The 26,364-nt window shown below is 56.1% G+C and carries 22 protein-coding genes and 2 pseudogenes; 7 read left to right on the forward strand and 17 right to left on the reverse strand.

Annotated elements, in window-relative coordinates; genetic code table 11:
- Positions 1-13: 13 nt before the first annotated feature.
- The 9 genes from recC to rppH form a co-directional block, all read right to left on the reverse strand.
- Positions 14-3,388 carry an exodeoxyribonuclease V subunit gamma gene (gene recC, locus ACOTXC_RS03390; protein ID WP_165716042.1) on the reverse strand — a complete coding sequence of 1,125 codons (3,375 nt, stop codon included), beginning with the start codon at positions 3,386-3,388 and terminating at the stop codon, positions 14-16.
- 12 nt (positions 3,389-3,400) lie between these two features.
- Positions 3,401-3,724: a prepilin-type N-terminal cleavage/methylation domain-containing protein gene (locus ACOTXC_RS03395; RefSeq protein WP_023298509.1), complete on the reverse strand. Its 324-nt coding sequence runs from the start codon at positions 3,722-3,724 to the stop codon at positions 3,401-3,403.
- Positions 3,709-4,107, reverse strand: a complete 399-nt coding sequence (locus tag ACOTXC_RS03400; RefSeq protein ID WP_421767404.1) for a DUF2509 family protein — start codon at positions 4,105-4,107, stop codon at positions 3,709-3,711. Before ACOTXC_RS03400 ends, ACOTXC_RS03395 begins: the two co-directional genes overlap by 16 nt.
- Positions 4,104-4,664 carry a prepilin peptidase-dependent protein gene (locus tag ACOTXC_RS03405; RefSeq protein WP_032626039.1) on the reverse strand — a complete coding sequence of 187 codons (561 nt, stop codon included), beginning with the start codon at positions 4,662-4,664 and terminating at the stop codon, positions 4,104-4,106. The genes ACOTXC_RS03400 and ACOTXC_RS03405 overlap by 4 nt, the downstream gene beginning before the upstream one ends.
- The gene (locus tag ACOTXC_RS03410) at positions 4,655-5,119 is read right to left on the reverse strand and encodes a prepilin peptidase-dependent protein (RefSeq protein WP_032626041.1); all 465 of its coding nucleotides are present in this window, start codon (positions 5,117-5,119) and stop codon (positions 4,655-4,657) included. The genes ACOTXC_RS03405 and ACOTXC_RS03410 overlap by 10 nt, the downstream gene beginning before the upstream one ends.
- A 184-nt stretch (positions 5,120-5,303) precedes the next feature.
- The gene (gene thyA / locus ACOTXC_RS03415) at positions 5,304-6,098 is read right to left on the reverse strand and encodes a thymidylate synthase (protein WP_006811817.1); all 795 of its coding nucleotides are present in this window, start codon (positions 6,096-6,098) and stop codon (positions 5,304-5,306) included.
- 6 nt (positions 6,099-6,104) lie between these two features.
- The gene (lgt, locus tag ACOTXC_RS03420; RefSeq protein ID WP_022649236.1) at positions 6,105-6,980 is read right to left on the reverse strand and encodes a prolipoprotein diacylglyceryl transferase; all 876 of its coding nucleotides are present in this window, start codon (positions 6,978-6,980) and stop codon (positions 6,105-6,107) included.
- Positions 6,981-7,208: 228 nt separating this feature from the next.
- On the reverse strand, positions 7,209-9,455 hold the full coding sequence (ptsP, locus tag ACOTXC_RS03425; RefSeq protein WP_023306854.1) for a phosphoenolpyruvate--protein phosphotransferase: 2,247 nt from the start codon (positions 9,453-9,455) through the stop codon (positions 7,209-7,211).
- Positions 9,456-9,467: 12 nt separating this feature from the next.
- The gene (rppH, locus tag ACOTXC_RS03430) at positions 9,468-9,998 is read right to left on the reverse strand and encodes an RNA pyrophosphohydrolase (RefSeq protein ID WP_421767405.1); all 531 of its coding nucleotides are present in this window, start codon (positions 9,996-9,998) and stop codon (positions 9,468-9,470) included.
- Between the two features lie 454 nt (positions 9,999-10,452).
- On the opposite strand from rppH, the pseudogene ACOTXC_RS03435 reads away from it, so the two are divergent.
- The 4 genes and pseudogenes from ACOTXC_RS03435 to ACOTXC_RS03450 all read left to right on the forward strand — a co-directional run.
- Positions 10,453-10,527 (forward strand): annotated as a pseudogene (locus ACOTXC_RS03435) (hypothetical protein); the annotation flags it as partial.
- Between the two features lie 155 nt (positions 10,528-10,682).
- On the forward strand, positions 10,683-11,375 hold the full coding sequence (mutH, locus tag ACOTXC_RS03440) for a DNA mismatch repair endonuclease MutH (protein WP_022649239.1): 693 nt from the start codon (positions 10,683-10,685) through the stop codon (positions 11,373-11,375).
- A gap of 128 nt (positions 11,376-11,503) precedes the next feature.
- Entirely contained in the window at positions 11,504-11,722 is a 219-nt protein-coding gene (locus tag ACOTXC_RS03445) for a YgdI/YgdR family lipoprotein (protein WP_003862794.1), read from the forward strand.
- A gap of 132 nt (positions 11,723-11,854) precedes the next feature.
- Positions 11,855-12,895, forward strand: coding sequence for an NADP(H)-dependent aldo-keto reductase (locus ACOTXC_RS03450; protein WP_015571754.1), 1,041 nt, complete (start codon positions 11,855-11,857; stop codon positions 12,893-12,895).
- A gap of 105 nt (positions 12,896-13,000) precedes the next feature.
- On the opposite strand, the gene lplT is transcribed toward ACOTXC_RS03450, so the two are convergent.
- Both lplT and aas read right to left on the reverse strand, forming a co-directional pair.
- Positions 13,001-14,194 (reverse strand): lysophospholipid transporter LplT, encoded by a 1,194-nt coding sequence (gene lplT / locus ACOTXC_RS03455; RefSeq protein ID WP_022649240.1) that lies wholly within the window; start codon positions 14,192-14,194, stop codon positions 13,001-13,003.
- The gene (gene aas, locus ACOTXC_RS03460; protein ID WP_108367790.1) at positions 14,187-16,346 is read right to left on the reverse strand and encodes a bifunctional acyl-ACP--phospholipid O-acyltransferase/long-chain-fatty-acid--ACP ligase; all 2,160 of its coding nucleotides are present in this window, start codon (positions 16,344-16,346) and stop codon (positions 14,187-14,189) included. The genes lplT and aas overlap by 8 nt, the downstream gene beginning before the upstream one ends.
- A gap of 617 nt (positions 16,347-16,963) precedes the next feature.
- Between aas and galR the strand changes: the two genes are divergently transcribed.
- Entirely contained in the window at positions 16,964-17,986 is a 1,023-nt protein-coding gene (gene galR, locus ACOTXC_RS03465) for an HTH-type transcriptional regulator GalR (RefSeq protein WP_003862806.1), read from the forward strand.
- Here galR and ACOTXC_RS03470 read toward each other — a convergent pair.
- The 4 genes and pseudogenes from ACOTXC_RS03470 to ACOTXC_RS03485 form a co-directional block, all read right to left on the reverse strand.
- A pseudogene (locus ACOTXC_RS03470) lies at positions 17,941-18,418 on the reverse strand (GNAT family N-acetyltransferase). The gene galR and the pseudogene ACOTXC_RS03470 sit on opposite strands and share 46 nt — an antisense overlap.
- A complete protein-coding gene (locus ACOTXC_RS03475; RefSeq protein WP_022649243.1) occupies positions 18,415-19,188 on the reverse strand; it encodes a GntR family transcriptional regulator in 774 nt (257 codons plus the stop codon). The pseudogene ACOTXC_RS03470 and the gene ACOTXC_RS03475 overlap by 4 nt, the downstream one beginning before the upstream one ends.
- Positions 19,189-19,266: 78 nt before the next feature.
- Positions 19,267-20,694: a glycoside hydrolase family 1 protein gene (locus ACOTXC_RS03480; RefSeq protein ID WP_023298517.1), complete on the reverse strand. Its 1,428-nt coding sequence runs from the start codon at positions 20,692-20,694 to the stop codon at positions 19,267-19,269.
- Positions 20,695-20,701: 7 nt separating this feature from the next.
- Positions 20,702-22,027 carry a PTS sugar transporter subunit IIC gene (locus ACOTXC_RS03485; RefSeq protein WP_006811828.1) on the reverse strand — a complete coding sequence of 442 codons (1,326 nt, stop codon included), beginning with the start codon at positions 22,025-22,027 and terminating at the stop codon, positions 20,702-20,704.
- 299 nt (positions 22,028-22,326) lie between these two features.
- Between ACOTXC_RS03485 and ACOTXC_RS03490 the strand changes: the two genes are divergently transcribed.
- Positions 22,327-23,364, forward strand: a complete 1,038-nt coding sequence (locus ACOTXC_RS03490) for a LacI family DNA-binding transcriptional regulator (protein WP_022649245.1) — start codon at positions 22,327-22,329, stop codon at positions 23,362-23,364.
- Here the strand turns inward: ACOTXC_RS03490 and lysA are convergent.
- Positions 23,334-24,596, reverse strand: coding sequence for a diaminopimelate decarboxylase (lysA, locus tag ACOTXC_RS03495; protein ID WP_017692727.1), 1,263 nt, complete (start codon positions 24,594-24,596; stop codon positions 23,334-23,336). The genes ACOTXC_RS03490 and lysA overlap by 31 nt on opposite strands.
- A gap of 120 nt (positions 24,597-24,716) precedes the next feature.
- Here lysA and ACOTXC_RS03500 point away from each other — a divergent pair, with 120 nt between their 5' ends.
- On the forward strand, positions 24,717-25,643 hold the full coding sequence (locus ACOTXC_RS03500; RefSeq protein ID WP_022649247.1) for a LysR family transcriptional regulator: 927 nt from the start codon (positions 24,717-24,719) through the stop codon (positions 25,641-25,643).
- On the opposite strand, the gene ACOTXC_RS03505 is transcribed toward ACOTXC_RS03500, so the two are convergent.
- Positions 25,638-26,330: an aspartate/glutamate racemase gene (locus ACOTXC_RS03505; protein ID WP_045620840.1), complete on the reverse strand. Its 693-nt coding sequence runs from the start codon at positions 26,328-26,330 to the stop codon at positions 25,638-25,640. The two genes, ACOTXC_RS03500 and ACOTXC_RS03505, sit on opposite strands and share 6 nt — an antisense overlap.
- Positions 26,331-26,364: the final 34 nt, after the last annotated feature.

Consider the following 26,364-nt stretch of genomic DNA (forward strand, 5'->3'; position numbering starts at 1 on the left):
TTTTATACAGCACTCAGGACTGCTTAAATTTGAACAACGGTAACAGGTAGCGTTGCGCCTCTTCCGTGATAATGTCGAAATATTCTGGCTCCAGCGTTCGCCATAAACGTTGATACCAGACATCGTCGCCCTCGCCACGTACCATCATGTTCCCTTCGTAGGCCTGCAAAAACTTGCTGCGCGCTTTCTGGAGCGAAGCCTCATCCGTTAACATGGCATCATTCTGCGCGTCGTAACAGGCTTTTATCCATGCCCCCCCACTTTCAGGCAGCAAAAGCAGAGGCTTGTTCATGCCCTGACGATAACCTTCAATATAAAGCGACAGATACGTCAACGCCTGCTCAGGCTCCATCGGCGGGAAGCGCCACTCGCCGTCCTTACGTACAAACAACCGGCTTTCGCCTTCGTGACCACTCGCACTGTAGACAAGATGTTCGAGCCAGAGTTGCAGGCCATGTGAAACGCTGAGCATAGATGGGCGCCAGCGTAGCAGCCCGTCAGACTGCACGTGCGTGAGCCAGCCGCTGAGGTGCATACCGTTACAATCGAGATCAATTTCAATGCTGCTCGCCGGTTGCCGACACGCGATAACCCGGTCAGCAAGCGCTTGCATCTCCTCACACTGGGCATCCCAGACGATTTCGCCGAACGCACCATACGGCAGTAATCCCGACGCCCTGTAACGTCGGAACAGTTTACTGGCGTCTTCTTCGTCAACCAGCGCATTCAAAAGCTGGGAATTAAGCTTAAAACGCTCCAGTCCATCAAGAATAAACGGTTCCGCATCAGGGATTTCGCTCTCTTCCGAGCGGAAGTTCACCTGCAAGCGTTGCTGGAAAAAAGCCCGAACCGGATGGGCCCAAAAGCGCTGCAGCTGCTCAAACGTAAGGGTGTCTATGGCGCGCGGTTCGAGCGCCTGAATGAAATCGGTTTGCGGTGTGCCCGCGTTCTTCGCAGCGGGAAGCCACTCGCGGGCGTAGCTTTGCAGTTCATCAGGAACGTAATTGACAGGATCAAACGGCATACGGCTATGGTGACAGGTAATATGCGCTTTCACCCGACGTTCGCTTTCGTCGCAGTTACAGGCCTCATCGCCCGGCAGATAGTGACTCTGCCCGATGTAGTCCACCAGCTCCTGCACCAGCACGGACGGGAAACGCTCGCTGTTGTCCTGAATTGAACGGCCGATATAGCTGATATAAAGCCTGCTTTGCGCAGACATCAGCGCCTCAAGGAAGAGATAACGGTCATCATCGCGGCGGCTGCGGTCGCCCCGCTTCGGCTGTGCGCTCATGAGATCAAAGCCAAGGGGTGGCAGCGCACGTGGATAAATACCGTCGTTCATGCCAAGCAGACAGACTACTTTGAACGGGATTGAACGCATCGGCATCAGGGTGCAGATATTCACCGGCCCAGCAAGGAAGCGCTGGCTGATGCGCTCCTGATCGAGACGTTGCGTCAGCTCATCACGCAGAAGCGAAAGGGGAACCGCCTCGTGATAGTGCGAATTAACCCCCTCATCAACGATGGCCTGCCACTGCTTCTCGATAAGCGCCATGGCGGCTTCCGTTTCGCTGTCCGGCAGGAAGAAGTCATTTAGCATTTCGCGGCAAATCGGCAGCCACTCTTCGAGTGGACGGGGCTGCATCAATGCACGGCGCCAGCGGTTGAGCTGCATCAGCAGCGAGGCTAAGTGACCAACCAGTTCCGCAATTAACCCACTGGACTCATCGTACGGCAGCACGTCATTCCATTCGCCGTGGATGCTCTCCATCGCATACCCCAGCAGCATACGCGTCAGGCCAAACTGCCAGGTATGCTGGCCAGTCGCGGGCAGCTCAAACTCCTGGACGTTATCATCGTCGATTCCCCAGCGGACGCCGGATTCGTTGACCCACTGGCGCAGGTAGCGCAAGCCCTCTTCGTTAATGCTGAAGCGTGCGGCCAGAACAGGCACATCCAGTAATGCCAGCACATCCTCAGAGATAAACCGGCTATCAGGCAGCGAAAGCAGGCTGATAAAGGCCTGTAGCGCCGGGTGTGACTGACGAGCACGGCGGTCAGAGATCGCGTAGGGAAGATAGCGGTCGCCCGTTGCGCTGCCAAATACAGCCTGAATAAACGGGCTGTAGCTGTCGATATCCGCCACCATCACCACGATATCGCGGGGTGTCAGGGTTGGGTCGTCCTGCAACATGGCCAACAGGCGGTCATGAAGAATTTCAACTTCACGCTGTGGGCTGTGGCAAACGTGGATCGCGATACTGCGATCGTCAGGATCCAGTTTTCGCTTCTTATCGCTTCGCGCAAACTCCTCGGCAGTGATCCCGGCCACGGCACGGTTTTCTAAATCCAGAATATCAAGCTGAATATTGTGCAGCAGGCTGTCCGGCGTAATATCCGCAAACGCGTCCACGTCCCCCTCTCCCGAGGAGGTGATATCTGAAAGCAGATAAATATAGTCGCGCCCCAGCTTGCCCCACGAGGCAAGTAGCGGGTTCGGCAGGTTCTGAATCCCCTCTTCATCGAAAAGCTGCGCCGCGTTTTCACTGTCTTTAAACAGCGGCACGGCGCGTTCCTCAAAGAGGCGTTTACGCTGGCGGGTGACCAGCCGTGAAAGCCAGCGCGGATCCTGAATATCTCCCCAATAGTGCCGACATGGGTTGGTAAAGAGGATATGGATATCAATGTGCTTACCGAGCGCTTTTAGCGCGTTCAGGTAGACAGGCGGCAGCGCGGAGATACCGCAAATGAACACGCGTGACGGCAAACGGGCTGGCCGTTCTGCGGTGTTCTCAAGTGTTGAGATAAAGCGATCGTACAAGTTAGCACGGTGCCATTTAGGCTGACCGAGCTGCCCGGTATGCTCGACCAGCGCTTTCCAGAGCGGCGCCTGCCAGATTTGCGCTTCCGGTAACCCATCGACTAATTCTCCCGCTTCCCAGCGAATCAGCCATTCTGCGCGGTAAACCAGATACTGGTCATAGAGGTCAGCAGTGCGTGAGGCCAGCTGAAAAAGTTTGCGCTTGTCGGTGTCGTCATTCAGATAGTGGCGCAGCATGGCGAACTCATCATGCGCCAGCATGTCCGGCAGCAGCGTCATCAGTTTCCAGGCCATGCTTTGTTTGTTGAAGGCACTCTGCTCAGGAATATCCGGCAGGACGCGAACAAACATCTCCCAGATAAAGCTCGCGGGCAGCGGAAAATCGATATTCGCCGCAATGCCAAACTTCTGCGAAAGGGACATTTGTAGCCACTGCGCCATACCGGTGCTCTGCACCAGCACCATTTCTGGCTCAAACGGATCGTCAAGACGCTCTTGCTCAACGATATACTCCATCAGTGCTTCCAGCACATCCAGACGATTTGAGTGGTAAACCCTTAGCATAAACGCTCCCGACTAGCGGCTAACCGGGCAATGCAGACGCGTCAACGCGCCCTGCCGCCCCAGAGGAGAAATAAGTGTGACCGTGATGCTGACACATCCGGACTGTGTTGTCTGCCCCCGACTGACCTGCCAGCCCGGCGGGAGCGTTAATGTTGAGATCTGCGACTGATTCCACGCATGATGCCATAGCTGACGATACTGGCTAAGCGCCGCATACCGGGCTGCCAGCGCGCGATGATATCCGGATAACGCCGTCACAACTACAACCAGCAACATCATTGCCAGCAAAACCTCAACCATGCTAAATCCTTTTTGTCTGCTCAGGGTAACTGACATAGCGCACTTTCCTTAAGGGGGCAGAAGTCGCTCCAGCCGTGGGCAGAAAAGCGTATTTGTCCTTCCGCGATATCCCCGCCTTGCCATAGCAACAGATCGTCATTTCCGGCAATAAGCAAAACACGCTCCTCAAACAGCCTTACACAGACCCGCAGACCTTGTGTCTGCTTGCACTGAACCTCTGGCTGTAAAGCCCAGTCCTGAACGCGTCCCCACTCCAGTGCAGATTGCAAGGCAGCCTGCTGGCGAACAGACAAACTCTCACCATTCACCAACGTACTAAAGGTTTGCAACTGCTGGTTTAATCCGGTGAGGATCAGCGTGCCGAGCACCAGCAATAGCAGGACCAGCGCCAGCGATGACATGCCCCGCTGACGATTCACAGATTAAACCCCGTTACGGTGTGGCGAGCCGAAAAGGGTGCAGTCAGTTCACCTTTGCGGCGGGCACGCAGCTCGATACTGATGACCGGCGCAAAGCCAGCACGATCGGTTTTAGTGACCATAAACTGCTCTATCAGGACCCGATCCGGGTCAGTGAGCTTATCCCATCCCTTACCTTCACAGGATGTCGCGCCCCGCAGCGTTTCGAGCGTTCCGGACTCAAGCCGAAATCCCGTGCTGTCATTTTCTGACGCGGTGCTATCCCACTGGCCGTTGCTGTTTGCATCCCATTGCACAATTGCACATCGCCCTTGCCTGCCGATAATTAACCCTTGCCCCTGACAATGCCCTGCACAGTATCCTGCTCGCTGGAGCTGTTTACCCATCGCAAGCAGGCGTTGCCACACCTCATCTTCCAGCTCCCGTTGCCCGGATTGCAGTAAAACACCCCGCTGTAGCCCCGGTAAAAAACGTGACGTGCTGAGTAACAGAATGCTGCTTATCGTCATCGCAATCAGGACCTCCAGCAGGGAAAACCCTTTTTGTTTTACTGGCATAGACTTTCTCCTGCGGCATTACACAGCCTGATACGTCCGCCATTTGAGACAATAACCCACCACGCACCGGCGCGGCTCTGCACGCGAATATGTCCGGCCCATGCGGTATCCCTTAAGCCGTAAAATCCCAGCGCAGGCGTTACGTCGCTCAGCGTGACCTCCGGCCATAACGGTTTCATCACGAACGGGTCGCCGCTGTCGCAGCCCGGGACCACAGCGCTGACAAGGCAGGCCTGATTCCCGTCAGCGTGAAGTGCGATCCTGTGCTCGCTGTTGTGACGATTTGCGTCGTTTCGTAAGAACGCCAGGTAATCCCGCACCTGACAGGCTGTCTGCCAGAGCCGCTGCCGCTGTTGCCAGCTGTCCCAGCCATAAAGTCCCGTCGCGCTGAGGATCACAACCAGCGAGATGGCGAAAAGGGTTTCGATAAGCGTAAAGCCATGTTCGTTTTTCATGGCGGAAGTGTGGCGGAATGGCAGAAAAGGCGCGAGCGTTAAACCAGAACATTACGAGCCGCTTTCCGGAGATTTTCACCCGTTGCAACGCGTTACATCGTCTCTGGAAACAGGCTCGAAGAACAAAACGAGCGCGAAAAAAAACCGGCGCTAAAGAGCACCGGTTGTGTCAGGATTCGCCGTATCAGATGGCGACAGGGGCTTTGATGCCAGGATGCGGGTCGTAGCCTTCAATCTCGAAGTCATCAAAACGGTAATCGAAGATCGAGTCCGGTTTGCGTTTGATCACAAGCTTCGGCAATGCACGCGGTTCGCGCGTCAGCTGGAGATGCGTCTGTTCCATATGATTGCTGTAGAGGTGGGTATCACCACCCGTCCAGACAAAATCGCCCACTTCAAGATCGCACTGCTGCGCCATCATGTGCACTAACAGCGCGTAGCTGGCGATGTTAAACGGCAGGCCGAGGAACACGTCGCAGGAGCGTTGATACAGCTGGCAGGAGAGTTTGCCGTCCGCCACGTAGAACTGGAAAAACGCGTGGCAAGGCGCCAGCGCCATTTTATCCAGTTCACCCACGTTCCAGGCAGAAACAATGATACGGCGCGAGTCCGGGTCATTTTTCAGCTGGTTCATGACGGTCGTGATCTGGTCGATATGGCGGCCGTCCGGGGTAGGCCACGCGCGCCATTGCTTGCCGTAAACCGGCCCCAGGTCGCCGTTCTCATCTGCCCACTCGTCCCAGATGGAGACATTGTTTTCATGCAGATAAGCAACGTTGGTATCGCCTTGCAGGAACCAGAGCAGTTCATGAATGATCGAGCGCAGATGACAGCGCTTCGTCGTCACCAGAGGGAAGCCTTCTTGCAGATTGAAGCGCATCTGGTGGCCAAAAATGGAGAGCGTACCGGTGCCGGTGCGGTCGTTTTTCGGCGTGCCCTCGTCGAGCACTTTTTTCATCAATTCAAGATACTGTTTCATGATTCCTCAGGAAAGTTGTTGCTGTGGACGACGACGATACGCCCAAATCATCATAATGGCACCCGCGACAATCATCGGAATGGAGAGGATCTGCCCCATGCTGATGTACTGTACCCACTCGCCGGTAAACTGTGCATCCGGCTGGCGGAAGAACTCGACGATGATACGAAACGCGCCGTAGCCAATCAGGAACAGACCAGATACTGCCCCCATTGGGCGCGGTTTGCGGATATACAGATTCAGGATGATAAACAGCACCACACCTTCCAGCGCCAGCTCATAAAGCTGAGACATATGACGCGGCAGAACGCCGTAGGTATCGAAAATGGACTGCCACTCAGGATGCGAAGGCAGCAGCGCGATATCCTCTGCGCGGGAGCCCGGGAACAGCATGGTAAACGGCACGCTCGGATCGACACGCCCCCAGAGTTCACCGTTGATGAAGTTGCCCAGACGCCCTGCACCCAGCCCAAACGGGATTAATGGCGCAATAAAATCAGCCACCTGGAAGAAGTTACGTTTGGTGCGTTTGGCGAAGATCACCATCACGAGGATCACACCAATCAGTCCGCCGTGGAAGGACATGCCGCCGTCCCAGACGCGGAACAGATAGAGCGGGTCGTTCAGGAATACCGGGAAGTTGTAGAACAGAACATAGCCGATGCGCCCGCCCAGGAATACGCCAAGAAAGCCAGCATAAAGCAGGTTTTCCACTTCGTTCTTCGTCCAGCCGCTGCCCGGACGACTGGCGCGACGACCAGCAAGCCACATGGCAAAGACGAAGCCCACCAGGTACATCAGTCCGTACCAGTGAAGCGCTACAGGTCCTATTGAGAAAATAACCGGATCGAATTCCGGAAAATGCAGATAACCACTGTTCATCTGTCACCACAAGATGTTGTTATTCCGCTGAAAGTGGACAGCGGCTGAATTGCATTCCCGCCGTTGGCAGGTGCTCCAAAGTTGCGAATCATAGCATAAGGCAGGCGCGGAGGATGCGCCTGAGATGTAAAAGATGTGTATAGGGTTTTATGCGCGCTGTTCCCCCTCACCCCATTCCTCTTCCTCAAGGGAGAGGGGGTCGTCCGAGCAGTCATTTTTTTGTGGGGATCAGCGGCCGCCGCGGATCAAACCGCCCATGCCGCGTCGCTCCATAAACGCCGCCACCTGATGGCGCACTTCGGCTGCCAGCTGTGCCTCCAGGCTTCGCGCGGCCAGCTCATGCGCCTCATCTTGTTCGATGTGACGTAACAGGTATTTCACACGCGCAACGGAACGTCCGTTCATTGACAGGTGACGGAAACCGAGGCCAATCAGGATCGCCACGCACATCGGATCGCCGGCCATTTCACCGCACAGGCGCAGGTCGATATTATGCTGCTCGGCTTCGCGGGCGATCATCGCCAGGGCACGAAGCATCGCCGGATGCAGGCTGTCGTAGATACTGGCCACGCGCGTATTGTTGCGATCGACCGCCAGAATGTATTGCGTTAAGTCGTTGGTGCCAACGGAGATAAAATCAACGCGGGTCGCCAGCTGCGGTAACATAAAGACCATCGAAGGCACTTCCAGCATCACGCCAATACGGGGTTTAGGGATCGCGTAGCCGATCATCTCTTCCACTTCGCGCCCTGCACGTTCAATCAACCGCCGCGCTTCGTCGATCTCGTCAATACTGGTGACCATCGGCAGCAAAATGCTGAGATTCCCCGTGGCCGCGTTGGCACGCAGCATCGCACGAACCTGGATAAGGAAAATTTCCGGCTGATCGAGGGTAATGCGGATCCCACGCCAGCCGAGGCAGGGATTCTCTTCACTGATGGGCATATAGGGCAGTTGCTTATCCGCGCCGACGTCGAGGGTGCGCAACGTGACGGGTTTGTCGTTAAACATCTGCAACATGCCCTGATACTGCGCAACCTGCTCCTCTTCTGACGGGAAGCCGCTTTGCAGCATGAACGGTATTTCGGTGCGGTAGAGACCAATGCCATCGATGCGGCTGCCGAGCTTCTCTTCATGCTCGGGGCTTAATCCCGCGTTGAGCATCACCTTCACCCGCTCACCGCTCTTAAGCTGCGCGGGCAGGTTGACGTCATCTTCCGCCAGCTTGCTTAATTCATTCTCTTCGCTGATAAGACGCTGGTACTCCTGAAGGAGAACCGGCTCAGGATCCACCAGCAACTCACCGCGATATCCGTCCACCACCAGCGTACGGCGATGCAGTACGGAGGGCTGAATATCCGCCCCCATCACGGTCGGAATACCGAGCGCACGCACCATAATGGCGGCATGAGAGTTAGCTGCGCCATCGCGCACCACCACGCCCGCCAGCCTGTCCTGCGGTAATTCCGCCAGCGTCGTCGCCGAGAGTTCATCGGCCACCAGCACAAACCGGTTCGGCCAGGCATTCGCCCCCTGAATAGTATCATCGAGGTGGAACAGCAGACGTTGCCCAAGCGCGCGTAAATCGCCGGCGCGCTCTTTCAGATAGCCGTCAGTCAGTACCGCAAACTGCTCGGCAAATTTTTCAATGACCTTTTTAACCGCCCACTCTGCCACCGACCCCTTATCGACCTCGGCAAATAACTCACGACGCAAACGCGCATCGGAAAGCAGGTGTGAGTAGAGATCGAAAATGGCCGCCGTCTCTTTTTGCGCGCCAGCGGCAAAGCGTTTGCTGTAGCGACGAAACTCATTCGCCGCCTCTTCCAGCGCAGCGGTGAGCCGTTCGCGCTCAAGCGCCTCATCCAGCGTAGAGGCTTCGTAGACCTGCTCCATCAGCGGGAGCGTGGCATCCATCCAGCCTTCGGCAATAGCGACCCCCGGCGAGGCCGGAAGCGCGCGAATACGCGTATGACGATACTGACCAAAAAGGGCTGTCAGTTGGGACTGAGAGAGGATCGCCGCCATCTGCGTTGCCAGCGTGACGAGGAAGGACTCCTCGCTTTCATCGTACTGGCGCAGCTCGCGCTGCTGAACAACAAGCACGCCAAGCAGCTGGCGGCGCTGAATAATCGGTACGCCAAGAAACGCGCGGAAACGCTCTTCTTTGACGGAAGGGATATATTTGAAGCTGGGGTGTTTTTGCGCATCGGCAAGGTTGATTGGCTCCGCCAGTCGCCCGACCAGGCCAACAATACCTTCATCAAACGCGAGCGTGACGGTACGTCCCCGTGGTTTTTTTAATCCGCGGGTTGCCATAAGGTAGTAGCAACGTCGGTCATGGTCGGCCAGGTAGACCGAACAGACCTCGGTTTCCATCGCAAGACAGATGTCCGTCACCAGAATATTCAGCGCCTCGTTGAGGCGAGGCGCACTGGCGACCTTTTCAACTATTTCTCGCAAGCGGGTGAGCATGATTTGCGTAGCTTAACCTCTTTTACGTCGCCAGGTAGGTGCGCTCTGTGGCTTCGGAGTCGTCTCCTGAAGCTGCATCACGACACTTGCGAACTCTTTCATCACCCTACGGTATACATCGCGCTTGAATGACACGACCTGACGAACCGGATACCAGTAGCTTACCCAGCGCCAGCCATCAAACTCTGGCGTGCTGCTGGTTTGCATATTGATATCTGAATCGTTGCCCACCAACTGCAAAAGAAACCACTTCTGTTTCTGGCCGATACAAACCGGCTTTGTGTCCCAACGCACCAAACGTTTCGGTAACTTGTAACGCAACCAGTTGCGGGTCGAAGCCAGGATGCGAACATCTTTTCGGCTTAAACCAACCTCTTCAAACAGCTCCCGGTACATCGCTTGTTCTGGGGACTCTCCAGGATTGATCCCGCCTTGCGGGAACTGCCAGGAGTGCTGACCATATCGCCGGGCCCACATCACCTGGCCCTGACGATTACAAATTACTATTCCTACGTTTGGGCGGTAGCCATCGTCATCAATCACCGGACTACCCCAAACTAAATCTGATATATGAATGATTGTTTCACACTACAGGGAGGCGGTAAACCACTCTCTTACAGGCCTGCAACCTAATAACATTTGAATAACTCACAATTTTGTGAGGAGTTATAAACAGATGAGGGCGACTGAGACCATTTTTATTCACCTTTTCTGTGGATATAGTTGTGAAGAAGTATGGAATTACCGATGAACAACCTTGTGGCCCGGCGAATCGGCAACTTTCATCACTTAAAATAAATTATTTCAATTCATCTAGTTAAACGTAAATTTAGGGTATCAAAGGCGATTAACGTGACGATCGTCACATCAAAGATCTTCCTGGTGATGAAAGATCGAACAGCGTCGGTTTTATCCACAGATTGTGCCAATAAGTTAGGCACAATTTGTGTGAAAATTCGATTTTCATCGCACGTCAAGGCTGTAAATTGAAACAGTAGTGGCGGTTATTCCCAGTTATCCCATTTTTCTGTGGATAACATGGTGTAAGATCCTGTTTATTGTCAGTGACCAGAATTGCACAACCTGTTTTTTAGCCATGGCGCGACGGGATACATTCCTAAAAAACATAATATAAATCATCCACATGGAATATGTACTCAGAAAAAAGTAAACTCTATCCACAAGGGATAAAATATCAGTTCATTTTTTAACCAAAAGGTTGTCAGCATGCATTCTCTCGCCCCACTGCTCTCTCCTCCCGTCAGTGAAGCCCAGTTGCTCCAGCAGGCACAACGTCTGGCAGGCTATGCACTGGGCGAGCTGGCCGTGATGGCGGGGTTGACGATACCCAACGATCTGAAGCGCGATAAAGGCTGGATCGGCGTGTTGCTTGAACGTTGGCTGGGCGCAAGCGCGGGCAGTAAACCTGAGCAAGATTTTGCGGCGCTGGGGGTGGAACTGAAGACGATCCCCATTGATAGCCTGGGGCGGCCACTGGAAACTACCTTTGTCTGCGTTGCGCCGCTAACGGGTAATAGCGGAGTGACATGGGAAACCAGCCACGTCAGGCATAAGCTGAAGCGGGTGTTGTGGGTACCCGTTGAGGGTGACAGGCAGATCCCGCTGGCAGAGCGTCGCGTTGGCGCCCCGCTGCTCTGGAGCCCGGATGAAGAAGAAGAGAGACAGCTTTCCCAGGACTGGGAAGAGCTGATGGACATGATTGTGCTGGGACAGGTTGAGCAGATCACCGCCCGGCATGGCGAAGTGCTGCAACTCCGTCCCAAAGCCGCCAACAGCAAAGCGCTCACTGAAGCGGTAGGTGCACAGGGCGAACCGATCCTGACGCTGCCGCGCGGCTTCTATCTTAAAAAGAATTTCACCGGTGCACTGCTGGCACGACACTTCCTGTTGAAAACATAGTTTTTTACCAATTTTGCGCTCCGGCTAACATAATCTCCTCCTTTTTAAGATTTCCCCCCTTTCACCTGTCGTAATATCAGGTTATTACTACACTATGATTTGATACGAGCCAGGTGAGGATGAGAACGATGAAAAAATGGGCAGTAATTATCTCAGCAGTCGGTTTAGCGTTTGCGGTATCGGGTTGTAGCAGCGACTATGTCATGTCAACGAAAGATGGTCGTATGATCCTGACCGATGGCAAACCCGAAGTCGACGACGATACCGGTCTGGTGAGTTACCGCGATCGCGAAGGCAATCAAATGCAAATTAATCGCGACGAAGTCTCCCAGATCATCGAGCGTTAAACAGATAAAGGTCAGTAGCTTGCTGGCCTTTTTGATTTTTTCCTTCCCCTTTTGCCTTCCCTCTGCCATGTTTATATTCCTTTGTCGGGAGGTTCCTGACGCGGTCTGTATGTCTAAAAAAGGAAACCGGCTATGCATTATCACCGTATCCCCCATAGCGCTCTGGAGATCAGCCAGCTGGGGTTAGGCACCATGACATTTGGTGAACAAAACAGCGAAGCCGATGCCCATGCACAACTCGATTACGCCGTCAGCCAGGGCATTAACCTGATTGACGTGGCGGAGATGTACCCAGTTCCTCCCCGCCCGGAAACTCAAGGTCTTACCGAAACGTATGTCGGCAACTGGCTGGCGAAACGCGGCAATCGCGAAAAGCTGGTCATCGCTTCTAAGGTTAGCGGCCCTTCCCGTAATAACGATGCCGGGATCCGCCCTAACCAGATCCTCGATCGCAAGAATATCCGTGCTGCGCTGGATGCCAGCCTCAAGCGCCTGCAAACCGATTATCTCGATCTTTATCAGGTGCACTGGCCGCAGCGTCCGACGAACTGCTTCGGTAAGCTTGGCTACACCTGGAACGAGAGTGCTCCGGCCGTCACCCTGCTGGAAACACTGGAGGCGCTTACGGAATGCCAGCGCGCGGGTAAGATCCGCTACATCGGCGTTTCCAACGAGACGGCGTTTGGCGTAATGCGCTATCTGCATCTGGCCGATAAACACGACCTGCCGCGGATCGTGACCATCCAGAACCCGTACAGCCTGCTGAACCGCAGTTATGAAGTGGGTCTCGCGGAAGTGACGCAGTACGAAGAGGTGGAGCTGCTCGCCTACTCTTGCCTGGGCTTCGGAACCCTGACGGGCAAATACCTGAACGGCGCGAAACCGGCTGGCGCGCGTAACACGCTTTTCAGCCGCTTCACCCGCTATAGCGGCGAGCAGACGCAAAAAGCCGTGGCGGCCTATGTGGATATCGCGAAGCGTCACGGACTCGATCCGGCGCAGATGGCGCTGGCCTTCGTGCGTCGTCAGCCGTTTGTGGCAAGTACCCTGCTCGGCGCAACGACAATGGATCAGTTAAAAACCAATATTGAGAGTTTCCACCTGAACCTGAGTGAAGAGGTCTTAGCGGAGATTGAAGCGGTGCATCAGGTTTATACTTACCCGGCACCTTAAGTTGACGATTTGCCCGGTGGCGGCGTTGCCTTACCGGGCCTACAAAATCCGCCAACATCACGAAACGTAGGCCGGGTCAGGCGGAGCCGCCACCCGGCAAAGATATCACCGCCGACGCTGCCAGACCCACAGCCCGGTAATCGCCAGCGCAAACAGTGCGCCAAACCCCACCCCGATTGCCACAACCGGCGCACCTGCTTTTACCGCCAGCGAGTAAATCCCCAGCATCAGCAGCATCGCCATGTTTTCGCCAAGGTTTTGCACCGCAATGGCGTTGCCAGCCCCGACGGTCTGCTTGCCGCGCTCCTGCAAAAGCGCGTTGAGCGGCACCACAAAGAAACCGCCTAATACGCCGATCAGTAACAACAGGGCATAGGCTGGCAATATGGCATGTTGCAGGGAGAAGAACAGAACGCCGACGCCGATCAGGATCCCTGCAGGCATGCAGCGCGCAACGGTTTCAAGCGTTACCAGTTTGGCCGCAGCCCCGGCCCCGACCACAATCCCGACGGCGACCATGGCATTCAGGTAGGTCGGCGTGGCGTTGTCTGTTATACCCAGCGCCACCGGCACCCACAGCACCAGCAGGAAACGCAGCGTAACGCCGGCCCCCCAGAACATGCTGGTGCCCATCAGCGAGAAGCGTGTTTCACCGTTACGCCACAGTACGCGGCAGGCGTTGAAGAAGCTGCCGGTCATTGGCCCGAAGCGCCAGGATTGTCCCGGACGCGCCACGGCCAGTTTGGGGATAAACAGGTTGGCGATCACCGCGCCGCCGTACATCAGGGCGCAGATGCCAAGCGCGGCGAGTACATGCCAGTCTGCCAGCACGCCGCCCGCCACCGAACCCAGGAGAATAGCCGCAATGGTGGAGGACTCCATCAGGCCGTTGGCCTTCACCAGCTTATCGCCGGTGGTGAGCTCACCCAGAATGCCGTACTTCGCCGGGGAGTAAGCTGCCGCGCCAATGCCTACCAGCGTGTAGCCAACAAACGGGTTGATACCAAAGCAGATGCTTGCCGCGCCCAGAAGCTTAAGACTGTTTGCAAACATCATGACCCGACCTTTCGGGAAGCTGTCTGCCACCTGGCCGACAAACGGCGCAAATACAATGTAAGCACCCACAAACACCATCTGTAGGATCGGCTGGCTCCAGTCGGGATAAAACTCAGCTTTCAGCAACGCCAGCGTAGCAAACAGCAACGCGTTATCGCCGAACGCGGAAAGAAACTGGGCGGCGATAACCGCCATCATGCCTTTCGACCAGATTGAAGTGTTAGTGTGTACTGACTCACGCATTATGCTGTTCCGCCTCTTCAACCATGCCCTTCAGGGTCACAAAATCGGGTTTACCGCTGCCCAGCACCGGTAACTGTTTGAGGTAACGAATATCGCGGGGGACCGCCAGCTCGGGGATACCATGTTCGCGCGCATACCTGAGAAGCGCATCACGCTTCAGTTCACCGTCAGTAGTAAAGAGCACCAGCGCCTCGCCTTTACTGGCATCACTTTTCACCACGGTCGCATGCATTTTCTCTGCCGAGACTGCGGTCGCCAGCGTCTCGACCATTTCAAGAGAGACCATTTCCCCGGCGATCTTGGCGAAGCGTTTTGCACGTCCCTGGATCTGCACGAAGCCCTGATCGTCGAAGCGCACGATATCGCCCGTGTCGTACCAGCCCGTTTCAACCTCGCCATTGACGTTCTCGGCCGTCGGTGCCTCAAGCACGCCCGGGTTTTCCACACGCAGATAGCCGTTCATGACGTTCGGCCCTTTCAGCTGAAGACGTCCGCCGTCTTCAATACCCGGTACCGCCAGCAGACGCGCGTCCAGCCCCGGCAGAATGCGGCCAACCGTTCCCGGTTTTGACGCCATCGGAACGTTGATGGAGACCACCGGCGCGCACTCCGTCACGCCATAGCCTTCCAGAATCCGCAGGCCAAACTTGTCCTGCCAGATCTGGCGCGTACTGTCCTGGAGTTTTTCCGCCCCCGCCACCACGTAGCGCACGCGGAAGAAATCATACGGGTTGGCGAAGCGCGCGTAGTTTCCGAGGAAGGTGGACGTCCCGAACAGCACCGTGCAGTTACGGTCATAAACCAGCTCCGGCACAATGCGGTAGTGCAGCGGGCTTGGGTAGAGGAACACCTCGGCACCGGTCAGCAGCGGCGTAAAGAGACCCACGGTCAAACCAAATGAGTGGAACAGCGGCAGCGCCGACATAAAGCGATCGTTGGCGGTAAAGTCAGCGATGGTTTTAATCTGTTCGACGTTTGCCAGAATGCTTTTGTGGCTATGAACCACACCTTTCGGGTTGCCTTCAGAGCCGGAGGTAAAGAGGATAATGGCATCATCCTCCGGCTGCTGCTTAACCTGCGCCAGACGCGGCATCAGCAGGTGCGCGAAAATCCACAGCTTGTCGGCGGTCGTGACGTCTGCTTTCAGATCTTCCAGGAACACCCAGCGCACCTGCGTCAGCTGTTCCGGCAGGTGCCACAGCTTGCCTTTGTCCAGGAACTGGCGGGAGGTAAAGATGGTGTTGATTTGTGCTGCGGTAATCGCGCTGGAGAGCCCTTTCACGCCCGCCGTGTAGTTCATCATCGCCGGAATGCGGCCCCGGGAGACAGCACCAAAGATCACCGCCGCGCTGATACCCGCGTTTGGCAGCATCAGTCCGATCTTTTCGCCCTGTTTGCTGTACTTTTCCAGGATACGCCCGACAAACAGCGTTTTGGTCAACAGCTTACGGTAGGTATCCGGCGTAAAGTTGATGTCTTCGATGCAGTTTTTCTTCGCACCGTAGCGATACTGCGCCGACAGCAACGATTCATACAGCGTTTCGCGCGGGCGTACGGCCATGCGCGCTTCCATCATAATCTGGTGCAGCATTTCCCCGGCGATTTTACGGCGATCACGCGCGCGCGGCGCCTCGGGCATCGGCAGTAACGTCGGCGGTAATATATGCAGCGTAATTTTCGGGAACAGACGCTGCTTCACCAGCCCTTTCAGACGGCTGAAAAAGGTCAGCTCAGCCCCGTCGATGCGTAGCGGCACGACGGTGGCCTGAGACTTCGCCGCGACAAAACCGGCGCCGTCGTAAATTTTCATCAGGGAGCCCGTCACTGAAATCCGCCCTTCCGGGAAGATAACCACCGGACGCCCCTGCCCAATCAGACGCACCAGATGTTTAATCATCATCGGTTTGGTAGGGTCGAGCGGGACAAAATCAATCAGCGGCCTGAGCCAGCGCATGTACCATTTTTCACTGATGGAGCTGTACACCGCAAAGACGGGCCGCACGGGCAAAAAAAGCGCCAGCAATACGCCATCAAGAAAAGAGACGTGATTCGGTGTGATAAGAACACGCTCGCCATAGAGTGCCTGCGTATCGCCAGTCACGCGAATGCGAAACAGGACACGAAACAGTGTGCGGAAGAACCCAAAAAGCATTTCAACTCCCTTTGCCAGCCAGTGTGAAAGGTATAAATGGTGGCAGATTACACGAGAAGTAGTGAGGGAGCGATAGCAAAAACAGAGGCGAAAAAAAACCTGCGCATCCGCGCAGGTTGGTGCAAGTGAAGAGTACGAAAACGTACCAGGAATTCTCACCAATCAATACCTCTGGGATCTTGATTGTGGCCTCCGGCGACAGGCTTCGCCAGCAGGAAAACGCAAGGGAATGAGCCGAAGTGCAACCAGGTGTGAATAATCTCTTTTGCTGTTACAGGTTGAACTTACAGGCAAAAAAAAACCTGCGTAAAACGCAGGTTGGTGTAAATCGTGTTAATCAACCGAAGTTGATTCCACCTATCAATACCTCTGGGATCTCGACTCTAGCAATTCACAACGCATCGTTGCCAACGGACAATCGCAACAGCCTGAGGCAAAGTGTAACTAAAGGTTCAGATTGACATTATTCAGACATGACTGGCCGTGTAACGATTACACCGCGAGGGATGTTCTGCTTCACGTTTGCAGAGGACGCTCACCCGCTCCCCTTGAATGCGCGCCGCTTTTCCGCAACACTAGTTAGTGTGTAAACGCTTACCCCTATAAGAAGGTATTGAATGGCGACAATTAAGGATGTGGCTCGTCTGGCCGGTGTTTCCGTCGCGACCGTCTCCCGCGTGATCAACAACTCCCCTAAAGCGAGTGATGCATCGCGCCAGGCCGTGCAGGACGCCATGGAAAACCTGAATTATCACCCTAACGCCAACGCACGCGCCCTTGCCCAACAGTCGACAGAAACCATCGGGCTTGTGGTCGGGGATGTATCCGATCCGTTTTTCGGTGCGATGGTCAAAGCCGTAGAACAAGTTTCTTATCACACCGGTAATTTCCTGCTGATTGGTAATGGCTACCACAATGAACAGAAAGAACGCCAGGCCATTGAGCAGTTGATCCGTCATCGCTGTGCGGCGCTGGTGGTCCATGCCAAAATGATCCCCGACGCCGAGCTGATCCATCTGATGAAACAGATGCCGGGGATGGTGATTATCAACCGTATTATTCCCGGATTTGAAACCCGCTGCGTGGCGCTCGACGACCGTTACGGCGCATGGCTCGCAACCCGTCACCTGATCCAGCAGGGCCATACCCGAATTGGTTATCTGTGCTCCAACCACCCAATTTCCGATGCGGAAGATCGCCTTCAGGGCTATTACGACGCGCTGCGCGAAGCCGGTCTGCCGTGCAACGATCGTCTTGTGGCGTACGGAGAACCGGATGAGAGTGGCGGCGAGCAGGCGATGACCGAGCTGTTGGGCCGCGGGCGGAATTTCACCGCCGTGGCCAGCTATAACGACTCCATGGCCGCCGGCGCAATGGGCGTGCTGAATGATAACGGAATCGACGTCCCGGCAGAAATTTCGCTGATTGGCTTTGATGATGTGCTGGTGTCGCGCTACGTGCGCCCTCGCCTGACCACCGTGCGCTACCCGATTGTGACCATGGCAACGCAGGCGGCAGAACTGGCGTTAGCGCTGGCCGAGCATCGCCCGCCACCGGAAATTACCCACCTGTTCAGCCCAACCTTAGTGCGCCGTCACTCGGTGGTATCGCCCGCGGAAGCCGTGAGCGAACAGCGATAGAGATGGACGGTTTTATCCGGGTATTCCAGCGCATCACCGATGTAGTGCCAGCCGTAACGTTCGTAGAAGTCGCGGCAGGCAGACCAGAGATGGAGCTCGTGATACCCGGCGCGTCGCGCGTAGCCGATAACATGCTGCTGAAGTTTTCCCGCCAGCCCGTTTCCCCGCGCGGCTTCATCGACATACAGCGCAGCCAGCCAGGGATGAAGATCCTGCCGGGAAATTAAATCGCAACGCCACAACCCAATGGTGCCCAGCAGCTGGTCATCCTCAACGGCAATAAAGGTGAGCGGTAACTCGCCTGGCGTCAGGCTGTGCTCGACAATGCTCTGGAAAAAAGGCACGCGGAATACCTTCACCAAACGCGTTCCAGATCCAGTCGATCACCTGCTGTGTAAACTGCGGCGCAGCGTGAAGCGGCAGTATATTCACACCAGCTTCCCCTGGAAAAGAGGGACCGATTCGAAGAGATAGCCGTCAAAATCGGGCGCGTCTTCGTCTGACAGCTCGAGCAGGCTCTTTTTGACGTTTTCAAGATGCTGGAACATCGCCTGCCACGCCCCCATCACGTCGCGGCGGCGGAGCGCAGCGAGAATGGTTTGCCTGTCTCCGAGCCACTTCAGGCGCCAGGCGCGGCTGGCGATATGGCCATTGAACTGCTGCCACAGCGGACTGCTGTCCATGTGATGCCAGACGCTCTCAACCGTCGCCAGCAGCATCTGGTTTTGTGTGGCCCCAGCCAGCACCAGGTGGAACATTTTGTTGTTGTCCTGGCTGCGATCGTCGACGGCAATCGCCCGTTGCTCTTGCTCGATAATGCGGCGCAGGTTGTCGATGTCCGCCCGTGTCGCCATTTTTGCGGCAAAGGCAGCGATATTGCTTTCAAGCAGTTGACGCGCCTGGAGAATTTCAAACGGCCCAACGTCACTGTTCAGAAAACGCTCTTCCTCGTTTTCATGCTCTTCCGGAATGCGCATCACGTACACGCCTGACCCCTGGCGAATATCCACCGTTCCCTGAAGCTCAAGCATCAGCAGCGCCTCGCGCACGATAGTGCGGCTGACGCCATACGTCTCGGCGATGTTGCGCTCCGGCGGCAGACGCGATCCCACGGGATAATGCCCCTGGATAATCTGCGCCCGTAAATCCTCGCCAATTTCCTGGTACTGTTTTTTTTCCGGCAGGATGACAGCCTTATCCACGTTTTCACCTGTGTTTTTCAGTTAATGCGCGGGCCGGACGTCCCCCCGGCCAGTTTGTGCGCTATTTTACCAGAAGGCTTACTTCCATTCATCGTCTACCCTGAGCGTCAGCACACGCTCATCGCGCAGCTGGCGGAACCAGGACGCTGATTTCTTTGCCCGCCGTGCGCGTTGATTTTCAAGGTCGATCTCAATCAGCCCGTAGCGGTTTTTAAACGCGTTCATCGGGGAGACATTGTCGGTGAAGGCCCACAGCATATAACCGTGACAGTTCGCCCCCGCCTCCCGCGCCAGCAGCGTGTAGTAGAGATGTTCGCTGATAAACGCGATGCGGTACGTGTCGTCAATGACGCCGTCACGATTGCGATACTGCGCTTCGTTCTCCACGCCCATCCCGCTTTCCGCCACAAACCAGTCAATGTTGCGATAGTCGTTTTTAATCCGCATCGCCATGTCGTAAATAATGCGCGGAAAGATCTCCCAGCCGCGGGAGGTGTTCATACGCCGTCCGGGCAGCTCAAACGGCTCGTAGTAGTACGCCGGATGGAACGGCGTCTCCGGGTGCCAGGCGCGGGACGGGGCTTTGACGCGATGCGGGTAATAGAGGTTAATGCCCAGCTCATCGACGGTGTTGTCGGCAATCAGCGCCAGCTCGTCAGCCGTGTAGTCCCACTGCACCTGATGCTGCGCCAGCAGGGTAAAGAGCGCCTGCGGATAGCGCCCGTGCACCAGCGGGTCGAGAAAGACGCGGTTGTAGAACAGATCGTACATCTCTGCCGCTCGCACGTCATGCGGCGCGCGGGATCGCGGATAGGTCACTTCCGGGTTAAGAATACAGCCCACCGTGCCGTCATACCCTTTCTCGCGAAACAGCTTCACCACTTTCGCCGTCGCCAGCACCTTATGGTGGTTCCACTGCATCCAGGTGCTGGTGCTCTGCTCATAGGGCCAGCGCAGCGCGTCAAGGTAGACGCGCGTCTGGACCACAATCGGTTCGTTGAAGGTAAACCAGCGGGTGACTTTGCCGTGAAAGCGCTCAAATACCTTTTCCGCATAGCGAACGAACAGCTCGACGACGTGCTTTGACGCCCAGCCGCCGTAGGTCTCCAGCAGTACGCCCGGCAATTCGTAGTGTTCCAGGCAGATCATCGGCTCAATGCCCTGACGGTGCATTTCATCGAACAGCGCGTCGTAATACGCGGCGTACTCTTCATCTACCGTCGCATTTTCATAGTCGGTTAAAAAGCGCGACCAGTTGATCGAAGTGCGATAGTGCGTCAGTCCCGCCTGCTTCATCAGCGCTACATCTTCGCGGAAGCGATTGATAAAGTCGGTTGCCACCGCCGGACCATAGCCGTTATGCCAGACGTGACGATCGTTCATGTACCAGAGATCGATCCACGAATCCTGCCCCGGCTTTTTGCCGCTCCAGCCCTCGGTCTGCCAGGCCGATGCCGCCGCGCCCAGAATAAAATCTTGCGGTATGGCTATCTGTTTTGTGCTCATCGTATCCTCATGCGTTATCGGTGGCTTGTTGCAGTGCGGCCTGCTCTGCGCGGCGTGAAGCAATTTTCACAAACGGCAGATAGATAATCACCGCGGTCACGATGCAGATAAACTGGGTGATGACCGCCCCCATGGAGCCCGCCGTTGACAGCCAGGCGTTGATCAGCGGCGGCGTGGTCCAGGGCACCATTACCACAGCTTTCCCGGCAAATCCGGTCACGGTGGCAAAGTAACCAATCGAGCCCGTCACCAGCGGCGTGATGATGAAGGGGATAGCCAGGATCGGGTTGAGCATGATTGGCATACCGAAGATCACCGGCTCATTGATATTAAAAATACCCGGCCCGATGGAGAGCTTGGCTATCTCCTTCATCTCTTTACGTTTGGTGGCAATCATGACGGCTATCAGCAGGCCGATGGTCAGGCCGGAGCCGCCGATGCTCATATAGACGTCCCAGAACGGCATGGTGATGATGTTTGGCACCTCTTTGCCCTGCTCGAACGCGCTCATGTTAACGGTGATTGCCCCCAGCAGCAGCGGCTCGCGGATCGGCTTGATCATCTGGTTGCCGTGAATACCAATCACCCAGAACAGCTGGGCGACAAACATCAGCAGCAGGATCCCCGGCAGGCTTTGCACCACGCGCTCCAGCGGCTGTTGTACCACCTGATAAACCGCGTCGTAGAGATACATGCCGGTAACCTGATGAAACACGAAGCCAAAGGTGGCGATGGCGGTGGTGGTGATAATGGCCGGGATCAGCGCAGAGAACGACGCGGCAACGTTCGGCGGCACCGTGTCCGGCATCCTGATTTTCAGCCCCTTGCGGTTTTCCAGCCAGCAGTAGATCTCCACCGACAGGATGGCGATAAACATACCGAGGAACAGGCTGCGGGTATCTGAGAACTGGCGCAGCAGCACATCTTTCACCACGTGCATCTCACCGTCCACCAGCATTTCCACCGTGGTCGGCGTCACGCAGATAAAGCAGATCACCGCCAGCAGGCCGGGGAACAGGGACTTAATGCCGTTAATACGCCCCAGCTCAATGCCGATTAAAAACACCGCGCCGATGTTGAGAAAATTCAGCGTGGCATAGTTGAGCGCGCTGGTGATCGGCTTTAAGGCCGCGAGAAACGACAGCGACTGAAAGCTCGCCAGACCGTTTTTCGGATCCAGCACCATATTGGAGATCAATACCGAGAACGCCCCCACTATGATGACTGGCATTAAGGTAATAAACGCAGACTTGATCGCCTGGATATAGCGATAGCTGTTGAAGGTAGTGGCAAAACTGCCCAGAGCGTCGATCAGTTTTTCCTGAAATGCCATAGGGTAATACCTCAGTAAAAGGGCTTTTATTGAATAAGGTGTACAGCCGGATACTATTGGTATGCCAAAAATAGCGTCCACAGGCGATTTGTTCTGTGATTAAGCTCCCAACGCCGTTAGAGGTATTCCAGATTATGATTTATCACCATTTTGGTATACCAATGACAGGCATTTATTCCGCGGGCGAGGATCGTTACTGAAAAGCGTGATCGTTATGGGGTTTTGTCCTTCCCACGTCGCTTATGCGCCGGATGGTCTGTGTTAAACTGCAAACCATTACGTGGAAACAGGAATTTCGAATGGCAACAATGCTGGATGTCTCACTGCGTGCGGGCGTGTCGAAGGCCACCGTTTCGCGCGTGCTGAACGGCACAGGTCAGGTTAAAGAGAGCACGCGCCAGCAGGTATTTCGCGCGATGGAGGAGCTGGGCTATCGTCCGAACTTTCTCGCGCGCTCGCTGGCTAACCAGACCAGCAACAGCATCGGTCTGGTCGTCTCGACGTTCGACGGTTTTTACTTTGGTCGTTTGCTACAGCAGGCGTCACGGCAGACCGAAACGCACGGTAAACAGCTGATTGTTACCGACGGTCACGATGCCCCTGAACAGGAAGAACTGGCGGTGCAGATGCTCGCCGACCGCAAGTGCGACGCCATCGTGCTGTACACGCGTTACATGAGCGAAAAGACGATCCTGAAGCTGATCAACAGCGTGCAGACGCCGCTGGTGATCATTAACCGCGAAGTGAGCCAGGCGGCGGATCGCTGCGTCTTCTTTGAACAGCAGGACGCAGCCTTCAAAGCGGTGGATTACCTGATAAGCCAGGGCCATCGGGAGATCGCCTGTATCACCGTCCCGATCCACACCCCAACGGGTAAAGCGCGGCTGATGGGCTACCGCAAGGCGCTGGAGAAGCACGGTATTCGTCTCGATGAGCGGCGGATTAAATACGGCGATGCAGGCATGACGCGGGGTTACGAGCTGTGCAAGGAGCTGATTGCGGAAAAGACATCGTTCAGCGCCCTGTTTGCCTGTAATGATGATATGGCCCTGGGCGCCTCCAAAGCATTACACCAGGCCGGGCTGAAGATCCCGCAGGATATTTCGCTGTTTGGTTTTGACGATGCCCCCAGCGCAAAGTGGCTGGAGCCTGCCCTGTCGTCGGTGTATTTGCCGATCGACAACATGATCGTGACGGCGATCGACCAGGCGATCCGGCTGGCAAAAAACCAGCCGGTTGAAGCGATCCCACCGTTCACCGGCACGCTGGTGTTACGCGATTCGGTGACAACAGGGCCCTGGTTTAATCAGACCAGCTCTAACGCCAGCAATTCCTGAATGGTCTGGCGACGGCGAATCAGCCGCGCCACGCCATTATCAAACAGCACTTCCGGCAGCAGCGGACGGCTATTGTAGTTCGAAGACATAGACGCCCCGTATGCACCGGTATCATGCAGCACCAGATAATCTCCCGGTTTTACCTCTGGCAGCGAACGGGTTTCGACTTTCCCGCCTTCCTGCTGAGTAAAGACGTCACCGGATTCACACAGCGGGCCGGCAACAACGGTCTCGATGCGCGGGGCGTTGACCAGATCGCGGCCATCGGCGGCAAGCGCGGTGATGTGATGATAGCTGCCGTACATGGACGGGCGCATCAGGTCGTTGAAGCCAGCATCAATCAGCACAAAGTGACGGCTTCCCATCTCCTTCACGCTCCGCACCTGCGCCACCAGCACGCCAGCTTCGGCGACCAGGAAACGACCCGGCTCAATCTCCAGCTTCACCGCATGGCCCAGATGAGCGGCAATGCTGTCACGCGCGGCGCTCCACAGGCCGTAATAGTGATCCGTGTCGATCGCCTCCTCCCCTTCGCGGTAAGGGATCGAAAGCCCTCCCCCGGCGGAGATCGCCTCCAGATCTTGGCCAAAATCGATAACCTGACGCACCATCGCGCCACAGACCTGCTCAAGATGGCCATAATCCACGCCGGATCCGATATGCATGTGAATACCCACCAGCTTAAGGTTGTAACGTTGTAAAACCTCCAGCGCCGCAGGCATATCGGCATACCAAATCCCGTGCTTGCTGTTTTCGCCCCCGGTGTTGGTTTTCTGACTGTGACCGTGACCAAAGCCCGGGTTGATGCGCAGCCAGACGCGATGGCCCGGGGAAACCTGCCCAAGCTGTTCCAGCATATCCACCGAACCGGCATTCACCGGGATTTGCAGCTCGTGCACGCGCGCCAGCGTGGCGTCGTCTATCAGGTCAGCGGTGAAGACGATCGCGTCGCTATCGGCCTTTGGATCAAACCCGGCCGCCAGCGCACGTTCGATTTCACCCAGCGATACGGAGTCAACCTTCACGCCCTGCTCGCGCATCAGGCGCAGAATATGAATATTGGAGCAGGCCTTCTGCGCAAAACGCACCACGTCAAACTGATGCAGCGCGGCGATTTTCTCGCGAACAATCTGCGCATCGTAGACCCACACCGGACAGCCGAATTCGGCAGGCAGGCGCAGCAGGTTATCGGCGTTTAAATCGGTTTCGGTCTGGTTGAGCGGGCGTGGCATGGTCGTCTCCGGTATTCTGTTTTTTATCATTACGCCACAGCCTGAAGAGAATAAAAAATATCGTTTTATCGTGAGTCTATGCAAAAATGATATGGACCACGCTCAGCCATCAGGTGCCCTATGCCCGCCGTTAACCTACGCCATATCGAGATTTTTCATGCGGTGATGACCACCGGCAATCTCACTGAAGCCGCGCAGATGCTGCACACCTCGCAGCCGACGGTCAGCCGCGAGCTGGCGCGTTTTGAAAAAGTGCTGGGGCTGAAGCTGTTTGAACGCACCCGCGGCAGGCTGCATCCAACGGTGCAGGGTTTACGTCTTTTTGAGGAGGTTCAGCGCTCCTGGTACGGGCTGGACAGGATCGTGAGCGCGGCGGAGAGCCTGAGGGAGTTTCGCCAGGGCGAGCTGTCCATCGTCTGCCTGCCGGTCTTTTCTCAGTCATTCCTGCCGGTACTGCTACAGCCGTTTCTGGCCCGCTATCCGGAGGTCAGCCTGACCATCGTGCCGCAGGAGTCGCCGCTGCTGGAGGAGTGGCTTTCGGCCCAGCGCCACGATCTGGGTCTGACCGAAACCCTCGTCACGCCAGCGGGAACGGAACGCACGGAGCTGCTCTCGCTGGATGAGGTCTGCGTGCTGCCTGCCAGCCACCCGCTTGCTTTCAAAGCAGTTCTGACCCCGGCAGATTTTCACGGTGAGAACTATATCAGCCTGTCGCAGACCGACAGCTACCGGCAGCTTCTGGATGGCCTGTTTGCCGAACATCAGGTGAAGCGGCGGATGGTGATGGAAACGCACAGTGCGGCATCAATTTGCGCGATGGTGCGCGCGGGCGTGGGTATTTCGGTGGTGAACCCGCTCACGGCTATGGACTACGCCAGCAGCGGCGTGGTTCTGCGCCGTTTTAGCGTTTCCGTTCCCTTTACCGTAAGCCTGATCCGCCCGCTGCACCGGCCCGCCTCAGCGCTGGTTGATGCCTTTAGTGAACACCTGATTGCGCACGCGCGTCAGGTGGCGCTTCGCTTACCTGACCTGCAAAAACCTTTATGACAGCATAAACTCCACCGCATCCGCGGCATGGATGGCGGCGGTATCAAAGACCGGTATCGGGCTTTGGTCTGCCGGCACCAGCAGGCCAATTTCGGTACAGCCGAAGATGACTCCTTCCGCCCCCTGCTGCGCCAGTTTCTCAATCACGCTGACGTACCAGGCGCGCGAAGCTTCGCTGAAGGTGCCGAGGCACAGTTCATCAAAAATAATCTGGTTAATGCGCGCCCGGTCTGCCTCCTCCGGGATCAGGCTTTCAATCCCGAACTGGCTACTCAGCCGCCCGCGGTAAAAATCCTGCTCCATGGTGTAGCGCGTCCCCAGCAGCGCCACGCGCGTCATGCCGGCGGCACGTATGGCACGCCCGGTGGCATCCGCGATATGTATGAACGGCAGCGAACAGCGGTCTTCAATATGCGACGCCACCTTATGCATGGTGTTGGTACACAGCAGAATACCCTGCGCGCCCGCACGCTCCAGGCCAAGTGCGGCGTCTGCCAGCATTTGCCCGGCTTTGTCCCACTCCCCGCTCGACTGGCAGGCTTCTATTTCATGGAAATCCACACTGTGCAGCAGCAGGCTGGCCGAATGCAGACCGCCCAGACGCTGTTTGACGCCTTCATTAATCAGGCGGTAGTACGGGATCGTTGATTCCCAGCTCATGCCCCCTAACAGACCGATCGTTTTCATCTTTCCTCCTGTACGTTTCACCCAGTGAAGCAAA

The organism is Enterobacter cloacae complex sp. IR5428 (genome assembly GCF_049238585.1).
Taxonomy (GTDB): domain Bacteria; phylum Pseudomonadota; class Gammaproteobacteria; order Enterobacterales; family Enterobacteriaceae; genus Enterobacter; species Enterobacter intestinihominis.